Origin of the sequence: Blautia sp. BIOML-A1 (assembly GCF_009883055.1) — a bacterium.
Lineage (GTDB): Bacteria > Bacillota > Clostridia > Lachnospirales > Lachnospiraceae > Blautia_A.
On sequence record NZ_WWVR01000007.1, the window covers coordinates 26,252 to 53,051 of the forward strand.

The window sequence follows — 26,800 nt, forward strand, 5'->3', positions numbered from 1 at the left end:
ATTTTAAAATATAACCAAAATTTTAGCCGATTATAATTGTAACCTGTTTTCAATATTTTTTCAATACATTTCCGTTTTTTTGTTAATTTTTTAACTCCTAAATTTATTTTGCGACAATACAATTTTTTTGTATTTTACAAAAAAAGCCCTCGCTGCCGCGAAAAGGCTCTTCCCTCTGCTCTCAATGAAAAAATTTTTCCGAAACATACTCCAGTACCCGAAAAAAGGTTCTACGCTCGATCGACTGTTCCGCCAGAACCGGGTAGGAGGCCAGAATCTGTCCGTCAAGCAAAAATGTCACCCTGCCGATCTTATCACGGCGCTTTACCGGAGCCTCAAGCATCTCTGGTACATTCATCCGGCATACAATCCTTTCATCGTCTGCAAGAAGTATCTGACTCTCCTTCTGTTCCGTGTCGACATCGGATATACCACGGATATACTGCACTCTTTTGGTGGGATCTTCCCGAAATCCGTTCTTTACCCGGATCAGTGGAATTTCCGGATCTTCCCACCAGCTTCGATAGTTATAATTTTTTTCTCCGTATGTAAGAAGTGCAGACGCATCCTTCCATTTATAGGTCTTATGGTCCGGCCATCCGCTCCCCAAAAGAGCAACGATAAAGGTTTTTCCATCTCTTTCTTCTGCACACACATAACAGTATCCTGCATCTCCTGTATATCCTGTTTTTCCCGAAACTATCCCTTCCCGCATATCCAGAAATGCATTGGTGTTGTGGATCGAAAAAGTCCGCTTCTTCTGAATGTCCGAGAAAGAATATTCTCTGGTTTGTGTGATCTTAAGAAACATAGGATTCTGTATGGCATATCGCATGATCCGTGCCAGATCTCTCGCAGTCGTATGATGTATCCCGCCGCTGTCTTTCGCGTCGAGGCCATTGGGTGTCACAAAATGCGTATCCGTACAGCCAAGCTCTTCTGCTTTCTGATTCATCATCGCTGCAAATCCTTCTGTGGAACCTCCGATACGCTCTGCGATCGCAACCGCAGTATCATTATGGCTCTGCAGCATCAGGGAATATAAAAGATCCTCAAGGTAATACTGTTCTCCCTCCCGGATTCCAAGACGTACCTCCGGCTGGGATGCTGCCCTTGAGGAAACCTGCACATAATCATCACCCTGTCCGTTTTCCAGCGCAAGGATACAGGTCAGGACCTTTGTGGTACTCGCATTCGGCCGCGGCGTTTCTCCTTCTTTTTCGTACAGAACTCTCCCGGAGTCCCCATCCATCAAAACAGCCGAAAGAGCATAAAGATTCCCCGGGGAGGAATCCGCCCCTGATACATCATAGACTACAGAATTCAGTATAAAAAATGTCAAAAGCACGATTACGGCTGCCGCATGATATCTGCACTTCATATTCCACCTCTTATTCTTGATAGAATATTTTATGCAGACCTGTCCTGACTATATTCCTGTTACCTGACTTTCAGTGAAATTCAACGTAACTGTTCACAGGTAATATCCCGCGAGGTGTTTTGCCATGAATATGGCAAAATCTCGAGACATACGGGGCAAAATGCCATCACCGAAGGTGATTTGGAATGCATTTTGACCAAGTTACTGTGAACGGAGTGAACAGTAACAATTCAACCGCTATATGTCCTGTGCCATCTTTCGGAAAGAGGGCGGTCTTCTCTGGAAAGATCAAAAAGTTCTTCCAGATATCCGGGTGCTTCCCGGACTTCCCCTTCATAAAGTCCATATAAGTTGTGTACCGGAACTGCACTTCCGGGAACCGGATCCTTCGCCATAAAATACTCCATCACAGAATCAGACAGCTTCCTGCCCGCGAGTCTGGAAATTACCGTGAGGAGTTTCTTTCGTCTGCCTTTATTATCATAGACCATACAGTTTGTGATAAATTTCATACGGCTTAAGGAAGTCAGGATCTCACCTGAGGTCACCTTCGGAATTGCCCGGTGGATCACTCTGGCATAAGTGATTCTTGGTATCACACCACACGCCGGATAGTAATGATATGGATTTTTGTGCGTTTTCAGCATAAGCATCCGGTCAAATTCTTTCTCCAGAAGGGTATGCGTGATCACCTTTTTATCTGCCATATCCTCAATATAAGGATGGCAGGCACTGTCCAGAAGATAATGGCATCCGAACCCAAGCAGATATGCCAGAAGTTTTTCATCATGTGTATCCCGCACAAGTGCCATGCCTCTTTCAAAAAAAGGAGCAGCTATTTCCTTGTGCATACGGATTCCGGTTTTGGATACTTCCGGTTTCAGCATATGATAAAACAGAATATCCGGTCCGTGGAGACCGATCCTGTACAGATTGACATTTCTTCGGATGACCGTCTGCATCTCCACCGGAAGTTCGTGATAAATCTTCTTGCCGAACAGATCATGTGCATACGTCGTAGGCATTTTAATTTCCTCCTAAACATCCAGGCGAAGCTGTATCTCTTCTTCCGCTTCTGCCTTAAAATCTTCCAGACGGACCGGATCCACAGTCGGAAGCTCATCCAGTCCCTGTACACCAAAACAGCGCAGAAACTCTTCCGTAGTTCCAAGAAGGATCGGCCGCCCTGGGGCATCCAATCGTCCAAGTTCTCTTACAAGCTCATACTCCATCAGCTTGTTGATTGCATGGTCGCATTTTACACCTCGGATTTTCTCGATCTCTGCCTTTGTGACCGGCTGCTTGTACGCAATGATCGAGAGCGTTTCCAACATGACATCTGTTAATGCCGGCTTCTTAGGATGCAGAGCCAGACGGATCAGACATTCATAGTATTCTTTCTTTGTACACATCTGATAGGACTGCTCCAGTTCAATGATCTGGATTCCGCGCTCCTCCGCCTGATAACGATCCATCATATTATGAATGATTTTTCTTGTCGTTTCCTTATCCTGCTGGATCGCACCCGCGATCTGAGACAATTCCACAGACTCTCCCATCGTAAACAAAACCGCCTCTATCGCCGCTTCTAGTTTCTTTATCTCCATATAATTCCTCAATCTTTATTTTTACTCATCTGCAAACTCTGTCAGATGTGTCCACTCCTGTGGCTCCCGGACCACCTCTACCAGAATATCATCAAACAATGCATCCTGTTCCACATGGATATATCCCATTTTCATAAGCTCCAGGATTGACAGAAATGTTACGATCAGCTGCACTCTTGATTTCTGACCGACAAGAAGCTGCCGGAAGCTGAATTTTCTGTGGCCTCCGGCATATTCCTTCATCTCCAGCATCTTTTCGGACAGACTGACCTCTTCTTTCTCGATCGTCCCGAATCTGCTTCGGATCGGATCGATCTTGTCTTCCTGTTTCTTAAGGATCGACTGGTAAATGTTATGTAGTTTCTCCAGGGTAAGTCCCGCCAGAAGTTCCCTCGGATCTACCGGCTCTCTATATTTCATCACTTCTGCCGGGATCGTAGGCTGCTTATAAAACACCCCTACCGCCCCGTCCATTTTGTCTTTCAGTTCATAGGACATATATTTGTACATCTTATATTCCAGAAGCTTCTGGACGAGTTCCTCTCTCGGGTCTTCTTCCTCGCCCTCTTCGTTCACTTCTTTCGGAAGAAGCATTCTGCACTTGATATCAAGAAGTGTTGCCGCCATGACCAGAAATTCGCTCATGATCCCCAGATCTTCTTTTTCCATGGAGTGGATATATTCCATATACTGATCTGTGATCTCTACGATCGGGATATCATAAATATCGATTTTATTTTTGTCGATCAGATGCAGCAGAAGATCCAGAGGCCCTTCAAACACATTAATCTTTACCGGTATTGCCATATAGTGATTTCCTTCCTGTCTTATGGGACTTTCTTTCTGTCGGGCAAAATTCGATCACAAGCAGCTCCCGTGGATTATGAAGCCGTATCGGTATCGTATGTTCCCCAAGGCCGGCACTGACGATCATCGTACTTCTGCCGCTCTGAAATCTGCCGCAGCAGTACGGAGGAAAAAGGAGGTACTGCGGGCAGGTCAGTCCGTGATTCTCATCGAAGCGCAAAATCCCCCCGTGGTAGTGTCCTGACAAAATAAGATCTGCCCCCCAGGAAAGATAGGTATTCCCATATTTTGGATTATGCGCCAGCAGAATATGTATCCCCGCTTTCGAGGGTGTTCCGATTAACTCTTCCAGGGCAGTGAGACTCAGTGCCGGAGAATTCGGCTTATGATAATATTCGATTGGAAGCTCCAGTCCATAAAATATAAAATCCGTTTCCCCAAACCTTGAAAATATGTGCTCATTATGAAGAAAGCAGACTCCTGCACTGGTAAGCAGACGTTCATAATTCAGATACTGCTGCCTGACCTCCGGATTCAGAAGCATCTTATACTCGTGATTTCCAAGTGCATAAAAAACCGGAACACGTTCACTCAGACGGACCAGAAGTCCTGCCGCCGTCTGAAGTGTTTCTTTTTCTCTGGTTACGATCATATCTCCCGTAACAAGCACAGCATCCGGCTTCTGCCGAAGAATCTCCTCATACAGATACTGATGGTTATTGCCATAGGTCATACCATGAAGATCTGTCAGAAAGGCAAATCTTACTTTCTGTCCACTTTTCAGTTTTCTGGAATGAATCTCATAGGTTCTGGTTCTGAATGTCTTCATGTGACTCCTTCATGTTTTTATTTGCCGAATCCACAGTTTGGAAATGTACAGGTCTGGCAGTTAAGACAAAGTCCGCCCTCCCCATAGGCAGAAATCTCTTTCGCACAGATTCTGTCATCTGCCATAACGCGCGGAAGGATCAGATCAAAGACTGTTCTTTTGGCATACATTACACATCCCGGAAGTCCCAGAATCGGAACCGTCCGGTCTTCTGTCTTATAATAAGCCAGAAGAAGCATTGCCCCCGGCAGTACCGGTGCTCCGTAAGTGACAATCTCCGCTCCTGTATCCTTGATCGCACCCGGTGTACGGTCATCCGGATCCACGCTCATTCCTCCGCTGCAGATCACAAGATCGGCACCTTCTCTAATAAAGTTCAGAATATCTTCTGTAATCTGTTTTCTGTCATCTCCGGGAGTAGTCTGACCGACAACCGAACAGGCATACTCATCAAGCTTCTCTCTGAGCACCGGTGTAAAAGTATCCTTGATCAGTCCTTTTTGTACCTCACTGCCGGTGGTAACAATTCCTGCTTTTTTGTTTCGGAACGGAAGAATGGAAAAAATCGGTGTCTCTCCTGCTGCTTTCTCTGCGCGATCCATCTTTTCCTTTTCGATGACCAACGGAATGATACGGGTTCCTGCAATCTTATCTCCCTTTCTGACCGGGAAATCGCCATGTCTGGACGCGATCATCATTTCTCCCAGAGAATTCACCGCCTGCAGTGCATCTCTGCGTATCTTGAGAAGACCGTCACAATCTGCGATCAGCTCAATCTTACCCTCTTTGATCTCACTTCCGTGCATATGCTCTCCTGCTGAGATCTTATAGAGAATCTCGGCCGCCTCGTTTTCGTGCAACATCCCCTCTTTCTTCTCCCACACGAAAAGATGCTCTTTTCCTACCGAAAGAAGCGCCGGTATATCTTCTTCTCTTACAACATGCCCCTTTTTAAATAAAACTCCCTTTTTCTGATCTTTGATGATCTGTGTGATATCATGGCACAGAATCTGCCCAACTGCATCTACTGTTCTGATTTCTTTCATAGTTTTCTTCTCCTAGTTTTTGCTTACACATTCGAGTATTATTATAACTCTCACAGAGTCTCTTTGTCAAAAGATTGTTACTGCTCACTCCGCCTGTGGTTTTGCATCAACCACAGATAATTTATAACTTTACCAAGACTGTCTGAATACCCGGCACGCTCAACCGTTTCTCCGTAAACGATCTCCATCCGTCCAAATTCCTTGCCTCCGGCAGAATAAATGATTTCTCCGGCTTTCGCCCCTTTTTGAACCGGAGCTTCCGTCTTTTGGGGAATCTTCATTTCTTTTTTCACTTCAGAAAAATCCCGCCCGTCTGTATCCAGATAGCGAAAAATCCCCTGACAGGAAAGAGAGACTTCTTCTTTTTTTCCTTTTCTAATTGGAAGCTTCGGAAGTTTTACCCCCTCTTCATCTACATAAAGACTGCATCTGGCAAACCCATAGTCCAGAAGTGCTGCCGCATCTTTCAGTCTGGCTTTATAATCCGGTGCCGCCATGATCACAGAAATCAGCATCAGATTATTTTTCTCTGCCACCGCACTGAGGCAGAATTTGGCTTTGCTGGTGCTTCCTGTTTTAAGTCCGATGCATCCCGGATAGGTCCGGATCAGGCGGTTTGTATTGGTGAGTCCGAATTCCTTGCTGCCCTGCCTTGTGACATGCGTAATGTTTTCCATCCAGATAGAAGAATATTCAAAAATCTCCGGGTAGTTCAGAATCAGTTCCCGGCTCATAAGTGCAATATCATACGCCGTCGTATAATGATCATCGGAATCTGTCAGACCACAGCAGTCAACAAAATGGGTATTCTTCATTCCCAGCTCATCCGCCCTTTTGTTCATCTCCTTCACAAAGCTCTCCTCGCTGCCTGCGATATGCTCTGCCATCGCAACACTCGCATCATTGCCCGAAGCCACTACGATGCATTTGATCATGGTTTCCACATCCTGTGTTTCTCCCTCTTCCAGAAACACCTGGGAGCCACCCATGGATCTGGCATGTGCACTTGTCGTCACCGTATCGGTAAGATGCAGATTTCCACTTTTCAGATGATCAAAGATCAGAAGAAGTGTCATGATCTTTGTAACACTTGCCGGACTTCTTCTGGTATCTTTGTCCTTTTCATAAAGAATGGTTTTGGTCTCCGGCTCCATTAATACAGCTCCGGGAGCAGAAATTTCCACCGCATTTTCTTCCGCCTGCACAGGAATACAGCAAAGCACAATACTGCATAACAGAAAAACAGATATCGTCTTTTTTATCCTCTTATAAAGCTTCATGCGATACCTCTTTTTACTTCTCCCTACTATTGTAAAATCTTCCCTGCAAAAATATACCTGAATAAAACAGAAAAAGGAATGCGATGCACTCCATAAAGGATTCTCACATTCCTGCCGAAATTTCCTACAAAAGTGGAGCCAGAAGTCTGAGGATACTCTGAAATCCACGAACCAGAATATTTCTATTTTTGCAAAATTCAATATTAATGGGATCACAGTAATTCAGTGTTTCTTTGAAATCCTGAAAAATATCCGCGACCACTTTATTCTTATAAAACCAGACACCATTCTCAAAATGGAGATACAGGCTTCGGTAATCCAGATTGATCGTTCCGACAACTGCGATCTCATCATCACAGACAAACGATTTTGCATGCAGAAAGCCCGGCTGATACTCATAAACCCGCACTCCTGCCTCAAGAAGCTGCTCATAATAAGACTGCGTCAGCAGAAAAACCATCTTCTTATCAGGTACTCCCGGTGTCATGATCCGAACGTCCACGCCACTTTTGGCTGCCAGGCAGAGTGCCGTCATCATCTCATTATCAATGATCAGATACGGCGTACAGATATAGACATATTTTCTCGCACGGTTAATGATATTCAGATATACATTCTCACCAAGCACTTCTCCATCCAGAGGAGTATCACTGTACGGCTGTACAAAACCATCCTCCTCAAAGGCTTCCGGATGGTATCTGTGCGGCATATGAAGCTCATGCTCCATAGGAGTTCTCGAACCATTGACCACACTCCACATATGCATAAACATGACTGTCATATTCCAGACAGCCTCACCTTTCAGCATGACTGCAGTGTCCTTCCAGTGCCCAAACCGCTCCTTCTGATTGATGTACTCATCTGCAAGATTGATTCCACCGGTAAAACCTGTTTTGCCATCGATCACGCAGATCTTACGGTGATCACGGTTATTCTGAACAATATTCAAGATCGGCCGGAACGGATTGAAGATCACACATTTGATGCCTTTTTCCTGAAGAATCTTGTCATATCTGTTCGGGAGCGTTGTAAGACAGCCAAATCCATCATAGATCAGGCGGACATCCACACCTTCCTTCGCCTTACGCTCCAGAATATCAAGGATTGTTCTCCACATCACACCGTCATTGATGATAAAATACTCAATATAAATATAATGTTGTGCCTGCTCCAGCTCCCGTACCAGAACCGGAAACATATCATCGCCGACCTGAAAATATTCTGCCGTTGTATTGCCATGGACCGGAAAGCCGGAATACCGATGAATGTATCTGGACTGAACTGCCGCACTCTCTCCCTGTTCTTTGAGCTCTTCGAAGGTTTTCTCATCCTGCCTCATGTAAGGAAGACTCTCTTCCTGAACCTGGGCGTATCTGTACTGGATCGCCTGCGCGATTCTTGACTTTCCAAACAGCAGATACAACAGTACGCCAAATACAGGCACTGTCAGGATCAGGATCGTCCAGCCAAGCTTATAGGATGGATTGATCTTTTTATTAACGATCCAGAGTACGACCAGAATGCTGATGACTGCAATCGCATTTGAAATATATTTTGAATATGCCGCCAGCCTCCATGCCATGATCAAAAGCCAGCCAAGCTGGAGCAACAGGGCAGCTGCAACATAAAAAATTCTATTAAACAGAAGTTTAAGAATTCTTTTTAAAAAACGCATAACATAACTCATCCTGTACCTTTGCTGCCCCCTGTTCTTATAAGTTATTTATTCCGGTAAAATCTTAAAAATCCCTGACGGATATATCGCCAGGGATTTTTGCGCACAATTAATTATATTTACGTTTTCTTGCGGCTTCAGATTTTTTCTTACGACGAACGCTTGGTTTCTCGTAATGCTCTCTCTTACGGATTTCCTGCTGGATACCTGCTTTAGCACAGCTTCTCTTGAATCTGCGAAGAGCGCTATCTAAAGTCTCGTTTTCTTTTACGATAACGTTTGACATAGACTCACACCTAACCTCCCTCCAGTTGTAGATTGTGCTAAAATACAACTGTCTGGGTATTTTTCTTGCACGAGTGTTATTATATAACATAGTGATAACATTCGTCAACATATATTTTGGCTAATTTTAGAAAAAAATTCTTTTCCGTCAATTTTCGTGTTTTTTAGTGAATCTGCTGCTCCAGGATTCCTGCTGCTGCATCGATTGCTTCCTGTGCTTTTTCCGGATTCTTTCCGCCGGCCTGAGCCATATTCGGACGTCCGCCGCCGCCACCACCTGCGATCGCTGCGACACCTTTGATCAGATTTCCGGCATGTGCTCCGGCCTTCTGTGCTGCATCGGTAGCCATGGCAAGAAGGTTTACTTTGCCGCCATTTACAGCCGCAAGAACAACAACGCCCTCTCCAAGCTTTTCTTTGAGCTGGTCGCCAAGGTCACGAAGTCCATTCATGTCAACACCTTCTACTTTGGCAGCAAGAAGCTTCACTCCCTTAATCTCTACAACCTGGTTCATAACATCACCGAGGGATCCCTGTGCCAGTTTGCTCTTGAGAGATTCATTTTCGCTCTGAAGAGATTTTACTTCTGCCTGAAGATGTGTGATCTTCTCTGCAACTTCTGCCGGCTGAGCCTTAAGAGCTTTGGCAGCCTCATGCAGCATAGCTTCCTGTTTCTTATAATATTCAATGACCCCGTTTCCTGTCAGTGCCTCGATACGACGTACACCTGCTGCAACACCGGCCTCAGAAACGATCTTGAAAAGCATGATGGTGCTTGTATTCTTGACATGTGTACCACCACAGAGTTCTCTTGAGAAATCTCCCATGGATACAACACGTACTTTCTGATCGTATTTCTCACCAAATAAAGCCATTGCTCCGGATTTCTTGGCTTCCTCAATATCCATAACGTCTGTTACTACAGGAAGAGCTGCCTGAATTTCTTTATTTACAAGCGCTTCTGTCTGAACGATCTCTTCCGGTGTCATTGCCTGGAAATGTGCAAAGTCAAAACGAAGTCTGTCCGGAGTTACAAGAGAACCTTTCTGTTCTACATGAGAACCGAGAACTGTTTTAAGTGCCTTCTGAAGAAGATGTGTTGCACTGTGGTTTTTCTCTGTATCACGGCGTGCCTGTTCGTTGACTTTAAGAGTTACTGTCTCCCCTGCGGAAAGCATTCCGGATTCCATATGTCCGACATGACCGAATTTACCGCCACGAAGCTTGATGGTATCCTCTACCACAAATCTGCCATTTGCAGTCTCGATCACACCGCAGTCACCTTCCTGGCCACCCATGGTAGCGTAGAACGGTGTTTCTTTTACAAATACAGTACCTTTCTGGCCTTCCATCAGAGAAGCTGCAATCTCTTTCTCTGTCGTAAGAACTGTGATCTCTGAATCATATGCGAGATGATCGTAGCCTACAAATTCTGTGGTTACATTGACATCGATCTCATCATATACAGTAGCATCAGCTCCCATATAGTTGGTTACCTCACGTGCTGAACGCGCCTTCACTCTCTGCTCTTCCATTGCCTTCTGGAAGCCGTCTTCATCAATTCCATATCCCTTTTCCTCAAGGATTTCTTTGGTAAGATCAAGAGGGAATCCATAAGTATCATACAGTTTGAATGCATTGTCTCCGGAAAGAGTCTTTTCTCCGGCTGCCTTCATCTCTTCTTCCATATCAGCAAGAATGCGTAAGCCCTGATCGATGGTCTTATTAAACTGATTTTCTTCGTTTGTCAGAACCTTGAAGATAAATTCTTTCTTTTCTTCCAGTTCCGGATAACCTGCCTTGGAACCGTTGATCACTTCTTCACTGAGTTTTGAAAGGAAGGTTCCCTTGATTCCCAGAAGACGTCCGTGACGGGCAGCACGACGGATCAGACGACGAAGTACATATCCACGGCCTTCGTTTGTCGGCATGATACCATCGGAGATCATAAATGTAGCAGAACGGATATGGTCTGTGATCAGACGGATGGAAACATCATCCTGATAGTTTTTCTCGTATTCCTTGCCTGCGATCTCGCATACCAGGTTACGAAGTGCACAGATAGTATCCACATCAAAGATAGAATCCACATCCTGTACAACAACTGCCAGACGCTCAAGGCCCATACCTGTATCAATATTTTTCTGTTTCAGAGTCGTATAATTTCCATTTCCGTCATTCTCAAACTGTGTGAATACGTTGTTCCATACTTCCATATAACGGTCGCAGTCGCAGCCTACTGTACAGCCTGGTTTGCCGCAGCCATATTTCTCTCCACGATCATAGTAGATTTCTGAACAAGGACCGCAGGGACCTGCACCATGCTCCCAGAAGTTATCCTCTTTCCCAAAACGGAAGATTCTGTCTGCCGGGATTCCTACTTCTTTGTTCCAGATATCAAATGCTTCATCATCCTCCAGGTATACGGATGGATAAAGTCTGTTCGGATCAAGACCTACAACTTCTGTCAGAAATTCCCAAGACCAGTGAATTGCCTCTTTCTTGAAATAATCTCCAAAAGAAAAGTTTCCAAGCATTTCAAAGAATGTACCATGACGTGCTGTCTTACCAACATTCTCAATATCACCTGTACGGATACATTTCTGGCATGTGCTGACTCTTGTTCTTGGTGGTTTCTCCGCACCTGTGAAATATGGTTTCAGTGGAGCCATACCTGCATTGATCAGCAGAAGGCTCTTATCTCCCTGCGGTACCAGAGAGAAGCTTTTCATTACAAGATGTCCTTTGCTCTCCATGAAGTCAAGAAACATCTGACGAAGTTCGTTTACCCCGTATTTCTTCATGATCATTTCCTCCTATTTAACACAAACCTTGTTGAATTTCTTCTTACCACGTTTCAGGACAATGCCGTCACCTGTGAGGCTGTCTTTTGCGACAACGTGCTTAATGTCTGTGATCTTCTCGCCATCAATAGAAACTCCACCCTGCTCGATCGCACGGCGTCCTTCAGAACGGGTCGGAACAAGGCCTGCTTTGATCAGCATTGTGATAAGATCGATAGTTCCCTCTTCGGTAAAATCTTCATCTGTGAGTTCTGTGGTTGGCATATGTGCAGTGTCAGCCCCGCCGGAAAACAGTGCTCTTGCACCTTCCTGCGCTTTCTTTGCTTCCTCCTCACCATGAACCAGGTTTGTCAGTTCATATGCAAGGATTTCTTTGGCCTTATTCAGCTGGCTGCCTTCCCATGCTGCCATCTCATCGATCTGCTCGATCGGAAGGAAGGTAAGAAGACGCATACATTTGATAACATCTGCATCATCCACATTTCTCCAGTACTGATAGAAATCGAACGGAGAAGTCTTGTTCGGATCAAGCCATACAGCACCGGACTGTGTTTTACCCATCTTCTTTCCTTCTGAGTTCAGAAGAAGAGTGATCGTCATGGCATATGCATCCTTGCCAAGCTTACGACGGATCAGTTCTGTACCGCCAAGCATGTTGCTCCACTGGTCATCTCCACCAAACTGCATATTGCAGCCATATTTCTGGTATAACATGTAAAAGTCGTAGCTCTGCATGATCATGTAGTTGAACTCAAGGAAGCTTAAACCTCTCTCCATACGCTGTTTATAGCACTCTGCTGTCAACATACGGTTTACAGAGAAATGTGCTCCTACATCGCGAAGCATATCTACATAGTTCAGATCCAGAAGCCAGTCAGCATTGTTGACCATCAGTGCTTTACCATCGGAGAAATCGATGAAACGGGACATCTGTTTCTTGAAGCAGTCAATGTTGTGCTGGATGGTTTCTTTTGTCATCATCTGACGCATATCTGTTCTTCCGGACGGGTCACCGATCATACCGGTACCGCCGCCGAGAAGTGCGATCGGACGGTTGCCTGCCATCTGAAGACGTTTCATCAGGCAGAGTGCCATAAAATGTCCTACATGAAGACTGTCTGCTGTAGGGTCAAAGCCAATGTAGAAGGTTGCCTTTCCGTTATTTACCATTTCTTTGATCTCGTCTTCATCTGTTACCTGGGCAATCAGGCCTCTCGCCTTAAGTTCTTCCCATACTGTCATAATATGTTCCTCCTGTTATTAAAAAAGCCCGGTTCCTGTCCTTCTTAGGACGAGAACCGGGTCCCGTGATACCACCTAACTTCGCAGAAAAAACTCCTGCCTCATTGAGCACGATAACGAGTGCCATTCCGTCGCAGCCTACTGCAGAATTTCGGTGCGAAGCTCCGGGATGTATTCACAGCAAGTTCTGCACGCGCCTCTCACCGTCCGGCTACTCTCTGTGTGTGTTGCTTCTGTTACTTTTTCCCTTCAAAGCTGTTTCATATACTTCTAAAAGTATACAAATTGACTTTTTGTTTGTCAAGTGTGTTTTCTTTCTAGTTTAACAACTTAAAGTGATAAACAGTGCTTCGCATTATCCAGGATTTCCTGCGGATTATCGATAAATATCTCATCTGCCGCCTGACGCCCAAACTTCTTTGAAACATAGGCATAGGCATCTCCGATCCTTGTGACACGGCGTTTGCTGCCATGGCAGTCTGAACCAATAAACTGTACAAGCTCATCCTCAAGAAGCTTTCCACAGTATTTCTTCACTCCATGTCCGTTTTTTCCGATCACACTGTCTGCGTTGACCTGCATATAGGCTCCCTTATTTACGAGATACTCAACCAGTTCTATGTCCTTCATGCATTTATAACGCTCAATATGTGCCACGATCGGTTTATATCCACTGGAAAGCAGCTCATATATTCTGTCCCTGATATACTTTTCCTCTGTACTTGCAGAGAATTCCGTAAGCACATATCTGGATCCTGCCATCGAATACACTCTGTCAGCGTGCAGGTATTCCAGCATTTCTACATTCGCATGAAACTCACAGCCCAGAAAGACTTTAAGATCCGGTCCGATCTTTTCGGCAAGTCGTCTTAATACCAGGAAATGTTTTTTGACAATCTCCGGCGAGGTCTCAAACATCTCCCGTCTGAAATGCGGAGTTACAATAATTTTACGCACACCCTGCTCATACTCCATCTGAAGCATGGCAAAGGCTTCTTTCACACTCTGTGCTCCGTCATCTACCAACGGAACTATATGACAGTGCATATCAAACAGTCCTCTGTCTGCCATTCCATCCTCTCCTTTTCTGCTGTATTACCCGGGTAATTATATCCTATGAACGTTTCTTTTGCAACCGGATTTTATCACACCGGACATCCTTCTCACATAAAATGAACTGTAGACAAAAAGCCGGAGGATTTTATAATGAGTGATTTAGCTGCTACAAACTGTGGGTGCAACAACGATTGTGGATGTAATAACGGGTGCGGATGCGGCAGTGACTGTGGCTGTGGATGCAGCAACAGCTGTGGATGCGGAACCAGTCTTTTTGGCGGCGGTTCCTCCTGCAGCTGCATTCTCTGGATCATCATTCTTATGTGTTGCTGCGGAAATAACGGATATGGCAATAGCTGCGGTGGATGCGGAAATGGTGATAACTGCTGGATCATCCTCGTTCTGCTTCTTCTCTGCGGCGGATACGGCAGCAACAATGGCTGCGGTTGTGGATGCGGCAACAACTGTGGATGCTGATTCTGTTCCTGTAAGGGCATAACAGGCAAAAAGCAGAGGATCATTTCCTCTGCCTTTGTCTGTCTTTTTCTGCATTTCGCTCTTTTTCTCTCTGCAGTTTTTTCTGTTTATTTTTCAGACATTCCATGTCCAGTTCATAAAAAGCATTTCCATCCAGTACCAGTTTTTCTTTTTTGTCGTCCATACGGATCCTCTCTCCTGTTTTTCCTACCATTTATCTTATGTCAGGCCATGCCTCTCTGTCATAATCTAAAAACAAAAAGCATATCTTCATATAAAAAAGGAGCCTTATTTTATGGAAGAAGAAATGATCTCCCAGACCAGATTTGACCAGCTGGTTTCTGATGACCAGTCACAGATGCTGAAGGCCTTTATTCCATATCTCCCGCCCAGAAGTCAGCAGGTTCTCTCTGTATTTACAAAAGCAAGAGAGCTTTCAAACACCATGGCTCTGTTTCAGGGCAGACCGCCAGAGATGCAGATCTGCGCCTCTCCTTCTGCTTCTCCTTCGGATCTTTTGGATGATATCCGTAAATTCAGCTATGGCAGAAGCCGGGAACAGATCGATCAGATCAGCAATTTTCTCGTGATGATGCAGTTAATGCAGGTTATGAACAGCTCCGGTATGGAAGAAGGTGATACCTCTGGAACAGAACTGGCAGAATGATCCCAGGCTCAATAACATTGACCCGTCAAAACTTGCTCTTCTTCAGAATCTCGCAGGACAAAGCGGAGGCAGATCTCCCTCAGATATGCTTCCTTTTCTGATGAGTGCAGCTGCACAGGGCAGGCAGAATGGACTTAATTTTTCTCCTGATGAAATTTCAACAATACTGAGTGTTCTTAAAACCGGAAAATCCCCCAGCGAAGCTGCAAAACTCGATCAGATCGTCCGGCTTATGCGTATGATCCGGTAAAAAAATCCCCCACCAGATAACTGTGGGGGATTTTTTCTAATCAGGAGATACTCCGTAATGTTCCTATAATATATTTATTTTTTCTTATCCGCGCGTTCCATCATACAGTCGCGTAAAAATGCCAGTCCGTGTGCGACGGTCTGTTCTCTCACTCTCGCACGGTTTCCCTGGAAATGGAACTCTCTCACCCTGGTACAGCCCTTATAGGAGCAGCCCATAAAGACGGTTCCGACAGGTTTTTCTTTTGTTCCGCCGCCCGGTCCTGCGATTCCTGTAACGGAAAGGCAGATATCCGTCTCTGCCGCCTTACGTCCGCCCTTTGCCATTTCTGCCGCACATTCCTCGGACACAGCTCCATGCTTCTTAAGCGTGGACTTGCTGACATCAATGCATCTTCTCTTGGCTTTGTTGCTGTAAGTGACCATGCCCTGAAGAAATACCTCAGAAGCTCCTGATACATTAACGATCCTTGCGGCGATCGCACCACCTGTACAGGACTCTGCCAGAGAAAGTGTCATTTCCTGTTCTTTCAGCATATCTACCACAGCTTCCTCCAGAGTTTTGGATTCTTCCGTCGCAAAAACGTTTCTTCCGAATCTTGCCTTCAGTTCTTTGACAACAGGTTTAATGAGTTTCTGACATTCCTTCTCATTCTTACCCTTGGCGGTAATGCGAAGATGTACCTCACCTGTCTTGGCATACGGTGCGATCGTCGGATTTGTCTGTTTCTCGATCAGGTCCTGAATTTCCTCTGCAACCTGGCTCTCACCGATCGAGCAGATCTTCACCATCTGAGAATAAATGATCTCCGGCTGTTTCTCACGCAGATACGGGAAAACAGACTCTTCAAACATCGGTTTCATCTCACCTGGAGGTCCGGGAAGAAGAATTGCTGTTTTACCCTTTTTCTCAAGGATCAGTCCCGGTGCTGTACCATTATGATTATCCAGAACGATCGCCCCCTTTGGAACCATCGCCTGCTTATAATTGTTTGCTGTGATCTTTCTCTGTGGATTGTTCTTCTTGTACTTCTTAAGATATTCCTCCATCAGCTCTTTGCTGTGAAGATCCTCCACAAGCTTCATTCCCATCACATCAGCCGTGACTTCCTTCGTCAGATCATCCTCTGTCGGTCCGAGACCTCCTGTCAGAATTACGACATCCGAACGGTCCAGTGCTGTCTGAATGGTTTCCCGCATACGTGCCTCATTGTCGCCCACTACTGTCTGATAATAGACAGACAGCCCAAGCTGTGCACATTTTTCGGAAAGATATGCACTGTTGGTATTTACAATGTTTCCAAGAAGTATTTCTGTTCCCACAGAAATCAGCTCTGTTATCATTTGATACACCTCCTGTTTTGCTGCAGGTTATTCCTGCATGGACAGAACGCTGCGGTTCTGCCAGATGTAAGTCATAAGTGAAATAACGGTAAGTGCAAGAGAGAGCCAGATAAAAATCTGCTCCAGGATCACAAACACAGAAAGATCAAAGTGCAGAATCAACAGAATGATCATGATCATCTGTGATACGGTCTTGAACTTGCCCCAGTAGTTCGCCGCAATAACAATCCCGTTCTCTGCAGCGATCAGACGAAATCCACTGATAATAAATTCTCTTCCGATAATGATGATCACAAACCAGGCCGGAAGTCTGCCAAGCTCGATCATACAGATCATTGCAGAGCAGACCAGAAGCTTGTCTGCAAGAGGATCCATAAATTTACCAAAATTCGTCACTAAATGATTTTTGCGGGCCAGATATCCGTCAAACCAGTCCGTAATACTTGCTGCCACAAAAAGGATAAGAGAGATATAACGATTTGCCTCTCCACCCCATCCTGTCAAAAGAAACACTACAAGAAACGGCACCATGATCATTCTTGCCACTGTCAGTTTATTCGGTGTATTCATCAGCCAACTCTCCTATCAAATCGTATTCCAGTGCACCGGTCACGCAGACACGGGCAAAATCACCAGTTACAAGAAGCTCTCCTGTCTGAACAAAGAGATAACCGTCTACCTTCGGTGCATCTGCATAAGTTCTTCCAATGTAGGCACTCTCGCCGGACACCTTGCCTTCGATCATAACAAGAAGCTCCTGTCCGATCCGTTCACTGCCTTTCTCCAGGGAAATCTCCTGCTGAAGAGACATGATCTCATCCCTGCGCTCTTCTTTGACTTCCTCCGGAACCTGTCCTTCCATACTCTCCGCCGGTGTTCCTTCTTCCGGAGAATAGGTAAATACGCCAAGACGGTCAAATTCCATCTCGTCCACAAATTCCATCAGTTCCTCATGATCCTCCTGTGTCTCACCCGGGAAACCTGTGATCAGAGAAGTACGGAGCACAATATCCGGAATTTCGCGGCGAAGCTTTGTAATGATATCTGTAAGCTGCTTTCTGGTGGTACGGCGTCCCATTCTCTTAAGAATACGGTCGCTTGCATGCTGGATTGGAAGATCAAGATAATTACATATCTTCTTTTCTTCCTTCATGACCTGGATCAGTTCATCATAAATCTCCTCCGGATAACAGTAGAGAACACGTATCCAGCGGATTCCCCTGATCTGGCAGAGCTTCTTGAGCAGAATGTGAAGTGTTTTCCTGCCGTAGAGATCCGTACCATAGACAGTAGTTTCCTGTGCTACAAGAATCAGTTCCTTCACTCCCTGAGAAGCCATATATTCTGCCTGCGCAAGAAGACGTTCCTCCGGAACACTTCTGAAGCTGCCTCGAAGAGACGGGATGATACAGTAAGTACAATGCTTGTCACAGCCTTCTGCAATCTTGAGATATCCAAAATGACCACCTGTCGTCAGTACCCGTCTGCCGGAGTCCTCCGGAAGTTCATTGATATCGCGGAATTCTTGAAAAACATGACCCGCCTGCACTTCATTTAATGCCTTTACAATATCCCCGTAGGAGGTTGTTCCAAGAACCGCATCCACCTCCGGGATTTCCTGTGTGATTTCTTCTTTATAGCGCTGTGCCATGCAGCCTGTTACGACCAGTGCCTTACATTTACCGGTCTTCTTGTATTCTGCCATTTCAAGGATCGTGTTGACACTCTCCTCCTTGGCATCATGAATGAAACAGCACGTGTTGATCACAATCGCTTCTGCCTCTTCCTCTGAATCAACGATCTCATGCCCGCTTCCCGTAAGAAGACCCAGCATCTCCTCTGAATCCGCAAGGTTCTTGTCACAACCCAGTGATATAAATAAAATTTTCATAATAAATCTCCTGATACACATAATCAGAAGACAAACTGCCTTCTGATTATCATACTTTACTGATTATTTTCTTCGTTTGTTTCTTCTGTTACAGCCTCTGCAGTCTCTGCAGTTTCTTCAGAAACAGCCGGTGCAGCTTCCTGTGTCTCTTCTTCCTCAGATGTTGCTACGATTTTGACTTTGCCCTTGTATAATTCATCAATGGCGATAGCAAGCGGTTTCTTACCTGCTGCACCATCAACAAGCGGCTCACTTCCTGCGATCAGCTGTCTTGCTCTCTTGCTGGTTGCCAGCACCAGAGAATAACGGCTGTTGAGCATCATTGTGTTATCATCTTCCTCTGCATTGTTGTTGATTGCCTGAATCAGTTCTGTATATGACGGATGTATCATATTAAAAATCTCCTTTCATGTGTCAGTTTTGTTTTATTTAAAAAATTCGCGGGACTCCTTCTGAATCGTCCTGATAAATTCTCCGTTGCGCTCTGCACGGCGTCTTTCACTCAGGATAATCTCATGAAGTTCATCCACACAATTCTCCACAACATCATTCACGAGCAGATAATCGTAAGATTCGATTCCCTCTGCCTCCTCAGCTGCTCTTCTGAGACGTGACTCGATCACAGCCTGCGTTTCGGTACCTCTTCCTACCAGACGGTTCTTAAGTTCCCGGATTGTTGGCGGTGTCACAAATACCAGAACGGTGTCTGAGATTTTTTCCTTGATCTTCATGGCACCCTGGATCTCAATCTCCAGGATCACATTCTTACCTCTGGAAAGCATCTCTTCTACATAAGCACGCGGAGTTCCGTAATAATTCTCTACATACTGAGCATACTCCAGCAGCTCATCTGCCTCGATCATTGCCTCTACTTCTTCTTTTGTCCTGAAAAAATAATCTCTGCCATCCACTTCTCCCTCTCGCGGTTTCCTGGTAGTGACAGATATGGAAAGTACACAGTCGTCATACTTCTCTAGCAGACGTCTCATCACTGTACCCTTTCCGGCCCCGGAAAATCCGGATACTACGGTTAAAACTCCCTTACTCATGCTCCTCTTCCCTTTCCTCATAGTCATATGCCTCTGCAAATCTCCTGGCAATCGTCTCCGGCTGAAGTGCAGACAAAACAAGATAATCGTCAGATGTAACGATCACAGCCTTGGTCTTGCGTCCCTGCGTTGCATCAATCAGCGAACGGGTACCCTTGATACTCTGTACCATTCGCTTCACCGGTGCAGCATCAGGACTGACAACTGCCACGATCTTGCGGGAATTTACTACGTTTCCAAATCCTATATTAATTAATTTAGCCACAGAAACTGTCTGCCTCCATTACTCAATATTCTGAATCTGCTCGCGGATCTTCTCGATCTCTGTCTTAAGACCGATTGCAATATCAGAGACTTCAAGGTCACTGGACTTTGACAGGATCGTATTTGCCTCACGGTTCATCTCCTGTGCCATAAAATCCATCTTACGTCCCACACCTTCCTGCTCCTCAAGCATTTTCTTCATTCCGAGGATGTGACTGTGCAGACGGACAGTCTCTTCATCATTACAGATCTTATCCGAAAACAGTACCACCTCCGCCGCGATGCGGTTGTCATCAATCTGGCTGTCCTGCAAAAGATCACGAACCTTCTGCTCCAGTTTCTCTCGATAGATGCGCACCACCTCCGGAGAACGCACCTCCACTCTGCGGACCATTTCATCCAGACCATCCAGTTTCATAAGAAGATCCTCTCTCAAATGCTGTCCTTCTCTGGTGCGGGTCTCTACAAATTTCTCGCAGGCTTCCCTCAGAGGCTCCTCCAGAGATTTCCACAGTTCCTCCTCGTCTACCGTCTGCTCCTCCATCGTCAGAATCTCCGGATAACGGGAAAGAGCTGATACACGGATGTCATTCTCCAGACCAAATTCATCCGCCATCTGCTGCAGATATCCAAGATACGCCGCCGCCAGATCATGATTATATTTCAGTGCCACATCACCGCCTGTATAATCCTCATAGTTAATAAAAACATCAACTTTACCACGCTGCATATACTGCTTCATCAGGCTGCGCACCTGTCCCTCCAGCATATTGAATTTACGCGGCATCTTGATGTTCAGATCCAGATATCTGTGATTGACAGATTTAAGTTCTACTGTAATCTTCTGCTGTCCGGTTACTTTTTCTGCATGGCCAAAGCCTGTCATACTTTTTATCATAGGTTTTCTCACTTTGCAAGTCTGTTCTTTACTACATACAGATTTATTATAGTGCATTCTAAAATACTAGTCAATTTGTTTTTTTATTTATAACCCGGATTCTCGCGGAATATGTTACTGCTCACTCCGTTCACAGCAACTTGGTCAAAATACATTCCAAATCACTATCAAACAGTAACCGTACATTGACATTTCCGGCTCGAAAAGGTTACAATAACAATAATTTCGTTATAAATGAAAATTTTGTATGTCTGATAAATAAAAAGGAGATTTTAACTATGGCTTTTGATGGAATTACCATTGCGGCAATGGTTCAGGAATTACACCAGAATCTGGATGGCGGACGTTTTAACAAGATCGCCCAGCCTGAAGCAGATGCCTTAATGATCACAGGAAAGGGAGCAAACGGCCAGTGCAGACTTCTGCTCTCCGCCAACGCTTCCCTCCCTCTGATCTATTTTACGGATAAGAATAAACCAAGCCCGCTTACCGCACCAAACTTCTGCATGCTCCTGCGTAAGCACATCGGCAGTGCCCGCATCAGCAGTATCCACCAGCCCGGCATGGAACGAGTTGTGGAATTTGGACTGGAGCATCGCAATGAAATGGGAGACCCCTGTAAGAAATTTCTGATCATAGAATTGATGGGAAAACACAGCAATATCATCTTCTGCGATGAGAACCGTATGATCCTGGACAGCATCAAGCATGTTTCCTCTCATATGAGTTCTGTCCGCGAGGTTCTTCCGGGAAGAGATTATTTTCTTCCGCATACACAGGAAAAATCTGATCCGCTCACCATCACAGAAGCAGAATTTATCGAAAGAGTCTGCTGCAAACCCTGCAACATATCCAAGGCGATCTACAGCACTCTCACAGGTCTCAGCCCACTGATTGCAGAGGAGATATGCTACCGTGCTTCTATTGACGGAAGTGATGCCGCACAGTCACTGACTGAAACAGCCTCCATACACCTTTATCATACCTTCCGAAGACTGATGGATCAGGTTTCCGAAGGAGATTTTACTCCAAACATCATTTACCGCGGCAGCGAACCGATAGAGTATTCTGTTCTTCCGCTGACTCAGTACGGAAAGGAATACCACAGTGAAACATTCTCTACTGTTTCCTCCATGCTGGAGACCTACTACGCATCCCGTGATACTCTGAACCGCATCCGCCAGAAGTCTTCCGACCTTCGCAGGATCGTACAGACTGCCCTTGAACGTAACCGCAAGAAATATGCACTTCAGCAGAAACAGATGAAAGACACTGCCAAAAAGGACAAATACAAGGTCTACGGTGAACTCATCAACACCTACGGCTATGGTCTGGAAGAGGGATGCAAATCTTTCAAGGCACTGAATTATTACACCAACGAAGAAATCACCATTCCTCTGGATCCGACTCTCACCCCACAGGAAAACTCCAAAAAATATTTTGACCGCTATGGCAAGCTCAAACGTACGGAAGAAGCTCTGAACGAGCAGCTTGCCGATACCGAATCCGAGATCGAGCATCTGGAATCCATATCCAACGCACTCGATATTGCCCGTGCAGAGAGTGATCTGAGCCAGATCAAGGAAGAGCTTACCGAGTATGGTTACATCAAAAAGCATTATTCCAGCAAAAAGGGTGCCAAAGCACAGACAAAATCCAAACCTTTCCACTATATTTCCAGTGACGGATTCGATATCTTTGTGGGCAAAAACAACTTCCAGAATGATGAACTGACATTTAAACAGGCAACGGGAAATGACTGGTGGTTCCATGCCAAAAAAATGGCCGGATCCCATGTCATCGTCAAAACTCCGGATGGAGAACTTCCGGACCGTACCTTCGAAGAGGCTGGCCGCCTCGCGGCTTATTACTCCAAAGGACAGACTGCACCAAAAGTCGAAATAGACTATATTCAGAAGAAACATGTCAAAAAACCGGGTGGTGCCAAACCTGGATTTGTAGTTTACTATACCAACTATTCTTTGATGGCTGAACCGGATATTTCCGGAATCTCAGAAGCATCCGACGGGAAATAAAGTAACAAAGGCTGTGACTTAAAGTCACAGCCTTTTCTCTATGGTCTTATCTCAGTGAATTCCAAGAATATCCTTAACCGCTGCCGGCATATCCGGTGCATCTACAACTCTGTCGTGAAGAACCGGAGCTGTACGGATCTCTTCTACCGCTCTCGGAATCTTGACTCCGGAGATTCTGGTCAGTTCATCTGCCAGAGCAAAATCATCCAATCCCTCTCCCTTATCAGAGATTGCAGCCATAACACTTCTTGTGAATTTGTATGGGCTTGCTGTGGATGCGATCACTGTCGGAGTCGTATCCTTGGTGTCCTCGGTATATTTCTTATATACTCCTGCTGCAACTGCTGTATGCGGGTCGATCACATAATCTGCATCCTCAAAGATTCTGCGGATCGCTTCTTTCGTTTCTTCTTCGCTGCAGTAGTTGCCATAGAAATCTGAAAGACCTGCTTTCATTTCGTCTGTAATGGTGTACTCTCCGCCCTGGCTTAATGCCTGCATCAGTTCCACACATTTCTCTGCATCCTCACCTGTGAGACGATAGATCAGACGCTCCAGGTTACTGGAGATCAGAATGTCCATAGAAGGAGAAGTAGTAAGAATAAACTCTCTCTTTCTGTTATAGGTTCCTGTACGGAAGAAATCAAACAGAACTTTGTTCTCATTGGAAGCACAGATCAGCTTATGGATCGGAAGTCCCATCTGTTTTGCATAAAATGCTGCAAGAATGTTTCCAAAGTTTCCTGTAGGAACTACAACATTGATCTCATCTCCTGCCTTGACAGTTCCGTCTTTGACCAGTTTTGCATATGCATATACATAATATACGATCTGTGGCACCAGACGTCCAATATTGATGGAATTGGCAGAGGAAAACTGGAATCCGGCTCCATCGAGTTCCGCTGCAAGTTCTTTGTCGTTGAACATCTTTTTGACAGCAGTCTGTGCGTCATCGAAGTTTCCTGTGATGCCTACGACTGCAGTGTTGGCACCCTTCTGTGTTACCATCTGTTTCTCCTGGATCGGACTTACTCCATGCTTCGGATAAAATACAATGATTCTTGTTCCAGGAACATCTGCAAAGCCTGCAAGGGCTGCTTTACCGGTATCTCCGGAAGTTGCAGTCAGGATCACGATCTCATTTTTTACCTGATTCTTTCTTGCTGCTGTTGTCATCAAATGCGGAAGAATGGACAGTGCCATATCCTTAAATGCGATGGTGGAACCATGGAACAGTTCCAGATAATAAGCTCCGTCTGCTTTATGAAGCGGGGCGATCTCTGTTGTGTCAAATTTCTCATCGTATGCATTTGCAATACAGTTCTTCAGCTCTTCCTCTGTAAAATCTGTAAGAAAACGGCTCATAACTTCATAGGCTGTTTCCTGATATGTCATCTGAGCAAGTTTCTCTACAGGAACATCCAGTTTCGGGATCGAAGTCGGTACAAACAGACCTCCATCTTCGGAAAGTCCTTTCAAAATAGCCATGGACGCGGTTACTGTTTCACCTTTGCCTCTGGTGCTCTTATATAATACCTGCATGTATTCTTCCTGCCTTTCTTTGGTTATCTTTTTGATTTTTGTCATAGTATACCACGGTGACGTGTAAAATTCCATAGGAAATTTAAAAAGCTCCGAAAGATTCTGTTTCTTTCGGAGCTGTACGCCCTGTTATTCTTCTGCGGACATCTGCTTTACAAGCCCGGACACTGGCTTTTAATTCTCCGCGTTTTCTCTGAGAACCTCATCCGGATATGTATAAAACTCATGAACACCATGCTTAAATAATCTCTTGAGATTCTTATCAAACCAGGAAATATTGCTCTTTGCAGCTGCTGATTTCTGAATAAAAAACAGTGCTCCCTTAGAATAATCCACCCCTTCGAGAACCTGCTTCACAGCTTCCTTCGTTTCCCTGGAAACAGTTACCTCAGAAATCCGGCCATCCTCAACCGGCGAAAACTGTGCCACACCATTATTGTATTCCCAGATCACATCTGTGACATTGTCCGGAAACTCACTGTACTTCACACGATTCATAATTACATTGGCAACCATGATCCTGCCTTTGATGTCCTCTGTACCTGCCTCAGCCTCTACAATCTGCAGAAGGTTCTGATAATCCTCATCTGACATCATCTTTGCAGAGGATACAACATTGGAATCAAAATTATCTATCGTAGTAGCCATGGATTCACTGACATTCATCTCAACAGCCTGGCTGGTGATCTTCTGTACACGCTGACCTACAATCACATCCTCACACGAAGTACCGATCCTGTTGATCGTTGCTCCTGCAGACGGAGTTCCGCTCACACCGGATGCCACGCCTGCAATTCCAGATGGAAGTTCATAACCCGCACCCTCATATGCACTGTTTACTGTACTCTCTGCTGCCGCATAAACTCTTTCCTGCCTGTTAAAACTGTCTGCGATCTTGAGGCCTCCTGAAACCGTCAGAACAGCAGCCGCACATACCGTCAGTGAAACAAAGCCTCTCATAGAAGCCGGCAGTTTCTTCCTGTTGTTATTCTTATTCTCACCCTTAACGGGCGTTGGGATCTGATTTTCTGTTAATTCTGATTTCTTCATACTCTTATAATCCTTGCAATTTCATTATTTCTTTTTTTCTGAAATTATTTTTTCTGTAATATTTCTGTAATTTATAAGAAAATTATATTTAATAATCACCCATCTGTCAAGTGATTTTTATAATCCCTATTATAAGAGTCTTCGTTTTTGCGGTCAACAAATTTCGTTCGACAGAATCTGCCATTTCTTTTATCTGTTACTGTTCACTCCGTTCACAGTAACTTGGTCAAAATGCATTCCAGCTGATCAGCCCGCATAACGCAGTGCTTCTATTCTTTACTTCTGTCTGCTGCACGTTGTCTGTTTCTGTGGCTGCTGCCATCGGCCGTCTCACTTTCCTGCAGACCACCGCTCCTGATGTTCCTGTCACCGCCACAACAATGATCAGACTCAGGATTTTCTTTTTTTTAGATCTTTTCACTTTTCTTCCCTTTTGAAACATTTCTGCCCTCCAAGCTGTCCGTAACCGACTCTCCTGTTCTCTGTTTCTGAAACATACTTTAACAGGAAACTGTGTTCACTTATTGAGAGATCTGTGAAAGACCCATGAACTAACCTTAAGCGAACCTTAAAATCCGTCACATTTATCTGACTTATCAGATTTTCATAAAATATTTTCACTTTTTATGATTTTATTGTGGATATTTTCCAACTATTATGTTATAATATTCACAAATAAAAGTCCATCGAAAGGAGGAATTTATATGAGTAAACGTATCATTACAATCAATCGAATGTACGGAAGCGGTGGACGTGCTATCGGAAAGGCTCTTGCAGAAGAACTTGGAATCGGATTTTATGACAGAGAACTGATCGAGATTGCCGCTAAGAAGAAAAACATTCCTCTCGGCGACCTCGCTGATGTGGACGAAAAGAGACCCGGTGTCTGGAGTTTTCCTGTAAATCATGAGATTCAGATCAACCCGGAATATCTCACAATTCCAATGAATGATGTTCTGTTTGAACTCCAGCGTGATATCATCCTTTCCCTTTCGGATAAGGAGGACTGCGTGATTGTCGGCAGATGTGCCAATCACATCCTCCTGGATCGGACTAGCGTGTTTATCTACGCACCGTTTGAAACCCGTGTAAAGACCATTATGGAGCGGCTTGACAGAGAAGAAAAAAGTGCCCGGAAGCTGGTTAAGCGAATGGATAAGGAACGTAAGGCTTATTACGAATTCTTTACCGATGAGAATTGGCTGGATATGGGACAGTATGATCTTTGCATTGACAGCAGCAGATTTACTACGGAAGAAATCGTAAAAATCCTGAAAGAAGCATACGAACGATAAACGTGGGGGAATGTATTATCATTCCC

28 protein-coding genes and 1 other annotated feature are annotated in these 26,800 nt (G+C 45.0%); of the genes, 5 read left to right on the forward strand and 23 right to left on the reverse strand.

Features of this window, described 5'->3' with window-relative positions:
- Window positions 1–181: 181 nt before the first annotated feature.
- The 12 genes from GT674_RS05020 to GT674_RS05075 form a co-directional block, all read right to left on the reverse strand.
- A complete protein-coding gene (locus tag GT674_RS05020) occupies window positions 182–1,381 on the reverse strand; it encodes a D-alanyl-D-alanine carboxypeptidase family protein (RefSeq protein ID WP_161284715.1) in 1,200 nt (399 codons plus the stop codon).
- A gap of 230 nt (window positions 1,382–1,611) precedes the next feature.
- A complete protein-coding gene (locus GT674_RS05025; protein ID WP_161284716.1) occupies window positions 1,612–2,406 on the reverse strand; it encodes a zinc dependent phospholipase C family protein in 795 nt (264 codons plus the stop codon).
- Window positions 2,407–2,418: 12 nt separating this feature from the next.
- On the reverse strand, window positions 2,419–2,988 hold the full coding sequence (gene scpB, locus GT674_RS05030; protein ID WP_161284717.1) for an SMC-Scp complex subunit ScpB: 570 nt from the start codon (window positions 2,986–2,988) through the stop codon (window positions 2,419–2,421).
- Between the two features lie 21 nt (window positions 2,989–3,009).
- A complete protein-coding gene (locus GT674_RS05035; RefSeq protein ID WP_161284718.1) occupies window positions 3,010–3,795 on the reverse strand; it encodes a segregation and condensation protein A in 786 nt (261 codons plus the stop codon).
- Window positions 3,773–4,624: a metallophosphoesterase gene (locus GT674_RS05040; protein ID WP_161284719.1), complete on the reverse strand. Its 852-nt coding sequence runs from the start codon at window positions 4,622–4,624 to the stop codon at window positions 3,773–3,775. The genes GT674_RS05035 and GT674_RS05040 overlap by 23 nt, the downstream gene beginning before the upstream one ends.
- A 17-nt stretch (window positions 4,625–4,641) precedes the next feature.
- Entirely contained in the window at window positions 4,642–5,670 is a 1,029-nt protein-coding gene (locus GT674_RS05045; RefSeq protein WP_161284720.1) for a molybdopterin-binding protein, read from the reverse strand.
- A 77-nt stretch (window positions 5,671–5,747) separates the two neighbouring features.
- Window positions 5,748–6,950 carry a D-alanyl-D-alanine carboxypeptidase family protein gene (locus GT674_RS05050; RefSeq protein ID WP_161284721.1) on the reverse strand — a complete coding sequence of 401 codons (1,203 nt, stop codon included), beginning with the start codon at window positions 6,948–6,950 and terminating at the stop codon, window positions 5,748–5,750.
- Between the two features lie 124 nt (window positions 6,951–7,074).
- Window positions 7,075–8,625 (reverse strand): cardiolipin synthase, encoded by a 1,551-nt coding sequence (cls, locus tag GT674_RS05055; RefSeq protein WP_227239867.1) that lies wholly within the window; start codon window positions 8,623–8,625, stop codon window positions 7,075–7,077.
- Window positions 8,626–8,734: 109 nt separating this feature from the next.
- Window positions 8,735–8,911 (reverse strand): 30S ribosomal protein S21, encoded by a 177-nt coding sequence (rpsU, locus tag GT674_RS05060; protein ID WP_004222305.1) that lies wholly within the window; start codon window positions 8,909–8,911, stop codon window positions 8,735–8,737.
- A 163-nt stretch (window positions 8,912–9,074) separates the two neighbouring features.
- Window positions 9,075–11,714, reverse strand: a complete 2,640-nt coding sequence (gene alaS, locus GT674_RS05065) for an alanine--tRNA ligase (protein WP_161284723.1) — start codon at window positions 11,712–11,714, stop codon at window positions 9,075–9,077.
- 12 nt (window positions 11,715–11,726) lie between these two features.
- A complete protein-coding gene (tyrS, locus tag GT674_RS05070) occupies window positions 11,727–12,956 on the reverse strand; it encodes a tyrosine--tRNA ligase (RefSeq protein WP_161284724.1) in 1,230 nt (409 codons plus the stop codon).
- A 42-nt stretch (window positions 12,957–12,998) separates the two neighbouring features.
- Window positions 12,999–13,218: a binding site (T-box leader), on the reverse strand.
- A 68-nt stretch (window positions 13,219–13,286) separates the two neighbouring features.
- On the reverse strand, window positions 13,287–14,027 hold the full coding sequence (locus GT674_RS05075) for a CpsB/CapC family capsule biosynthesis tyrosine phosphatase (RefSeq protein ID WP_161284725.1): 741 nt from the start codon (window positions 14,025–14,027) through the stop codon (window positions 13,287–13,289).
- Between the two features lie 135 nt (window positions 14,028–14,162).
- Here GT674_RS05075 and GT674_RS05080 point away from each other — a divergent pair, with 135 nt between their 5' ends.
- Window positions 14,163–14,489, forward strand: a complete 327-nt coding sequence (locus tag GT674_RS05080; protein ID WP_161284726.1) for a hypothetical protein — start codon at window positions 14,163–14,165, stop codon at window positions 14,487–14,489.
- 40 nt (window positions 14,490–14,529) lie between these two features.
- On the opposite strand, the gene GT674_RS17080 is transcribed toward GT674_RS05080, so the two are convergent.
- A complete protein-coding gene (locus GT674_RS17080) occupies window positions 14,530–14,673 on the reverse strand; it encodes a hypothetical protein (RefSeq protein ID WP_178637106.1) in 144 nt (47 codons plus the stop codon).
- Window positions 14,674–14,784: 111 nt separating this feature from the next.
- On the opposite strand from GT674_RS17080, the gene GT674_RS05085 reads away from it, so the two are divergent.
- Both GT674_RS05085 and GT674_RS17355 read left to right on the forward strand, forming a co-directional pair.
- A complete protein-coding gene (locus tag GT674_RS05085; RefSeq protein ID WP_161284727.1) occupies window positions 14,785–15,156 on the forward strand; it encodes a hypothetical protein in 372 nt (123 codons plus the stop codon).
- 85 nt (window positions 15,157–15,241) lie between these two features.
- Entirely contained in the window at window positions 15,242–15,406 is a 165-nt protein-coding gene (locus tag GT674_RS17355) for a hypothetical protein (protein ID WP_243149064.1), read from the forward strand.
- A gap of 74 nt (window positions 15,407–15,480) precedes the next feature.
- Here GT674_RS17355 and GT674_RS05095 read toward each other — a convergent pair whose 3' ends face one another.
- From GT674_RS05095 to GT674_RS05125, 7 genes are read right to left on the reverse strand one after another with little or no spacing between them, the layout of a single operon-like run.
- Complete coding sequence (locus GT674_RS05095) at window positions 15,481–16,749, reverse strand: competence/damage-inducible protein A (RefSeq protein ID WP_161284728.1); 1,269 nt, start codon at window positions 16,747–16,749, stop codon at window positions 15,481–15,483.
- Between the two features lie 27 nt (window positions 16,750–16,776).
- Window positions 16,777–17,319, reverse strand: coding sequence for a CDP-diacylglycerol--glycerol-3-phosphate 3-phosphatidyltransferase (pgsA, locus tag GT674_RS05100; protein ID WP_161284729.1), 543 nt, complete (start codon window positions 17,317–17,319; stop codon window positions 16,777–16,779).
- Window positions 17,303–18,640: a 30S ribosomal protein S12 methylthiotransferase RimO gene (gene rimO, locus GT674_RS05105; RefSeq protein WP_161284730.1), complete on the reverse strand. Its 1,338-nt coding sequence runs from the start codon at window positions 18,638–18,640 to the stop codon at window positions 17,303–17,305. Before rimO ends, pgsA begins: the two co-directional genes overlap by 17 nt.
- 56 nt (window positions 18,641–18,696) lie before the next feature.
- Window positions 18,697–19,032, reverse strand: coding sequence for a DNA-directed RNA polymerase subunit omega (rpoZ, locus tag GT674_RS05110; protein ID WP_161284731.1), 336 nt, complete (start codon window positions 19,030–19,032; stop codon window positions 18,697–18,699).
- Window positions 19,033–19,065: 33 nt separating this feature from the next.
- Window positions 19,066–19,689 carry a guanylate kinase gene (gmk, locus tag GT674_RS05115; protein WP_161284732.1) on the reverse strand — a complete coding sequence of 208 codons (624 nt, stop codon included), beginning with the start codon at window positions 19,687–19,689 and terminating at the stop codon, window positions 19,066–19,068.
- Window positions 19,682–19,954, reverse strand: coding sequence for a DUF370 domain-containing protein (locus GT674_RS05120; protein WP_161284733.1), 273 nt, complete (start codon window positions 19,952–19,954; stop codon window positions 19,682–19,684). Before GT674_RS05120 ends, gmk begins: the two co-directional genes overlap by 8 nt.
- 18 nt (window positions 19,955–19,972) lie before the next feature.
- Window positions 19,973–20,851, reverse strand: coding sequence for a YicC/YloC family endoribonuclease (locus GT674_RS05125; protein ID WP_161284734.1), 879 nt, complete (start codon window positions 20,849–20,851; stop codon window positions 19,973–19,975).
- A 278-nt stretch (window positions 20,852–21,129) separates the two neighbouring features.
- On the opposite strand from GT674_RS05125, the gene GT674_RS05130 reads away from it, so the two are divergent.
- On the forward strand, window positions 21,130–22,887 hold the full coding sequence (locus tag GT674_RS05130) for an Rqc2 family fibronectin-binding protein (protein WP_161284735.1): 1,758 nt from the start codon (window positions 21,130–21,132) through the stop codon (window positions 22,885–22,887).
- Window positions 22,888–22,938: 51 nt separating this feature from the next.
- Here GT674_RS05130 and thrC read toward each other — a convergent pair whose 3' ends face one another.
- The 3 genes from thrC to GT674_RS05145 all read right to left on the reverse strand — a co-directional run bounded on the left by thrC (window position 22,939) and on the right by GT674_RS05145 (window position 25,900).
- Window positions 22,939–24,429 carry a threonine synthase gene (thrC, locus tag GT674_RS05135; protein ID WP_161284736.1) on the reverse strand — a complete coding sequence of 497 codons (1,491 nt, stop codon included), beginning with the start codon at window positions 24,427–24,429 and terminating at the stop codon, window positions 22,939–22,941.
- Window positions 24,430–24,603: 174 nt separating this feature from the next.
- Window positions 24,604–25,479: a cell wall hydrolase gene (locus GT674_RS05140; protein ID WP_161284737.1), complete on the reverse strand. Its 876-nt coding sequence runs from the start codon at window positions 25,477–25,479 to the stop codon at window positions 24,604–24,606.
- A gap of 226 nt (window positions 25,480–25,705) precedes the next feature.
- Window positions 25,706–25,900, reverse strand: coding sequence for a hypothetical protein (locus GT674_RS05145; RefSeq protein WP_161284738.1), 195 nt, complete (start codon window positions 25,898–25,900; stop codon window positions 25,706–25,708).
- A gap of 283 nt (window positions 25,901–26,183) precedes the next feature.
- Between GT674_RS05145 and GT674_RS05150 the strand changes: the two genes are divergently transcribed.
- Window positions 26,184–26,774: a cytidylate kinase-like family protein gene (locus GT674_RS05150; RefSeq protein ID WP_161284739.1), complete on the forward strand. Its 591-nt coding sequence runs from the start codon at window positions 26,184–26,186 to the stop codon at window positions 26,772–26,774.
- The last annotated feature ends 26 nt before the right edge of the window (window positions 26,775–26,800 follow it).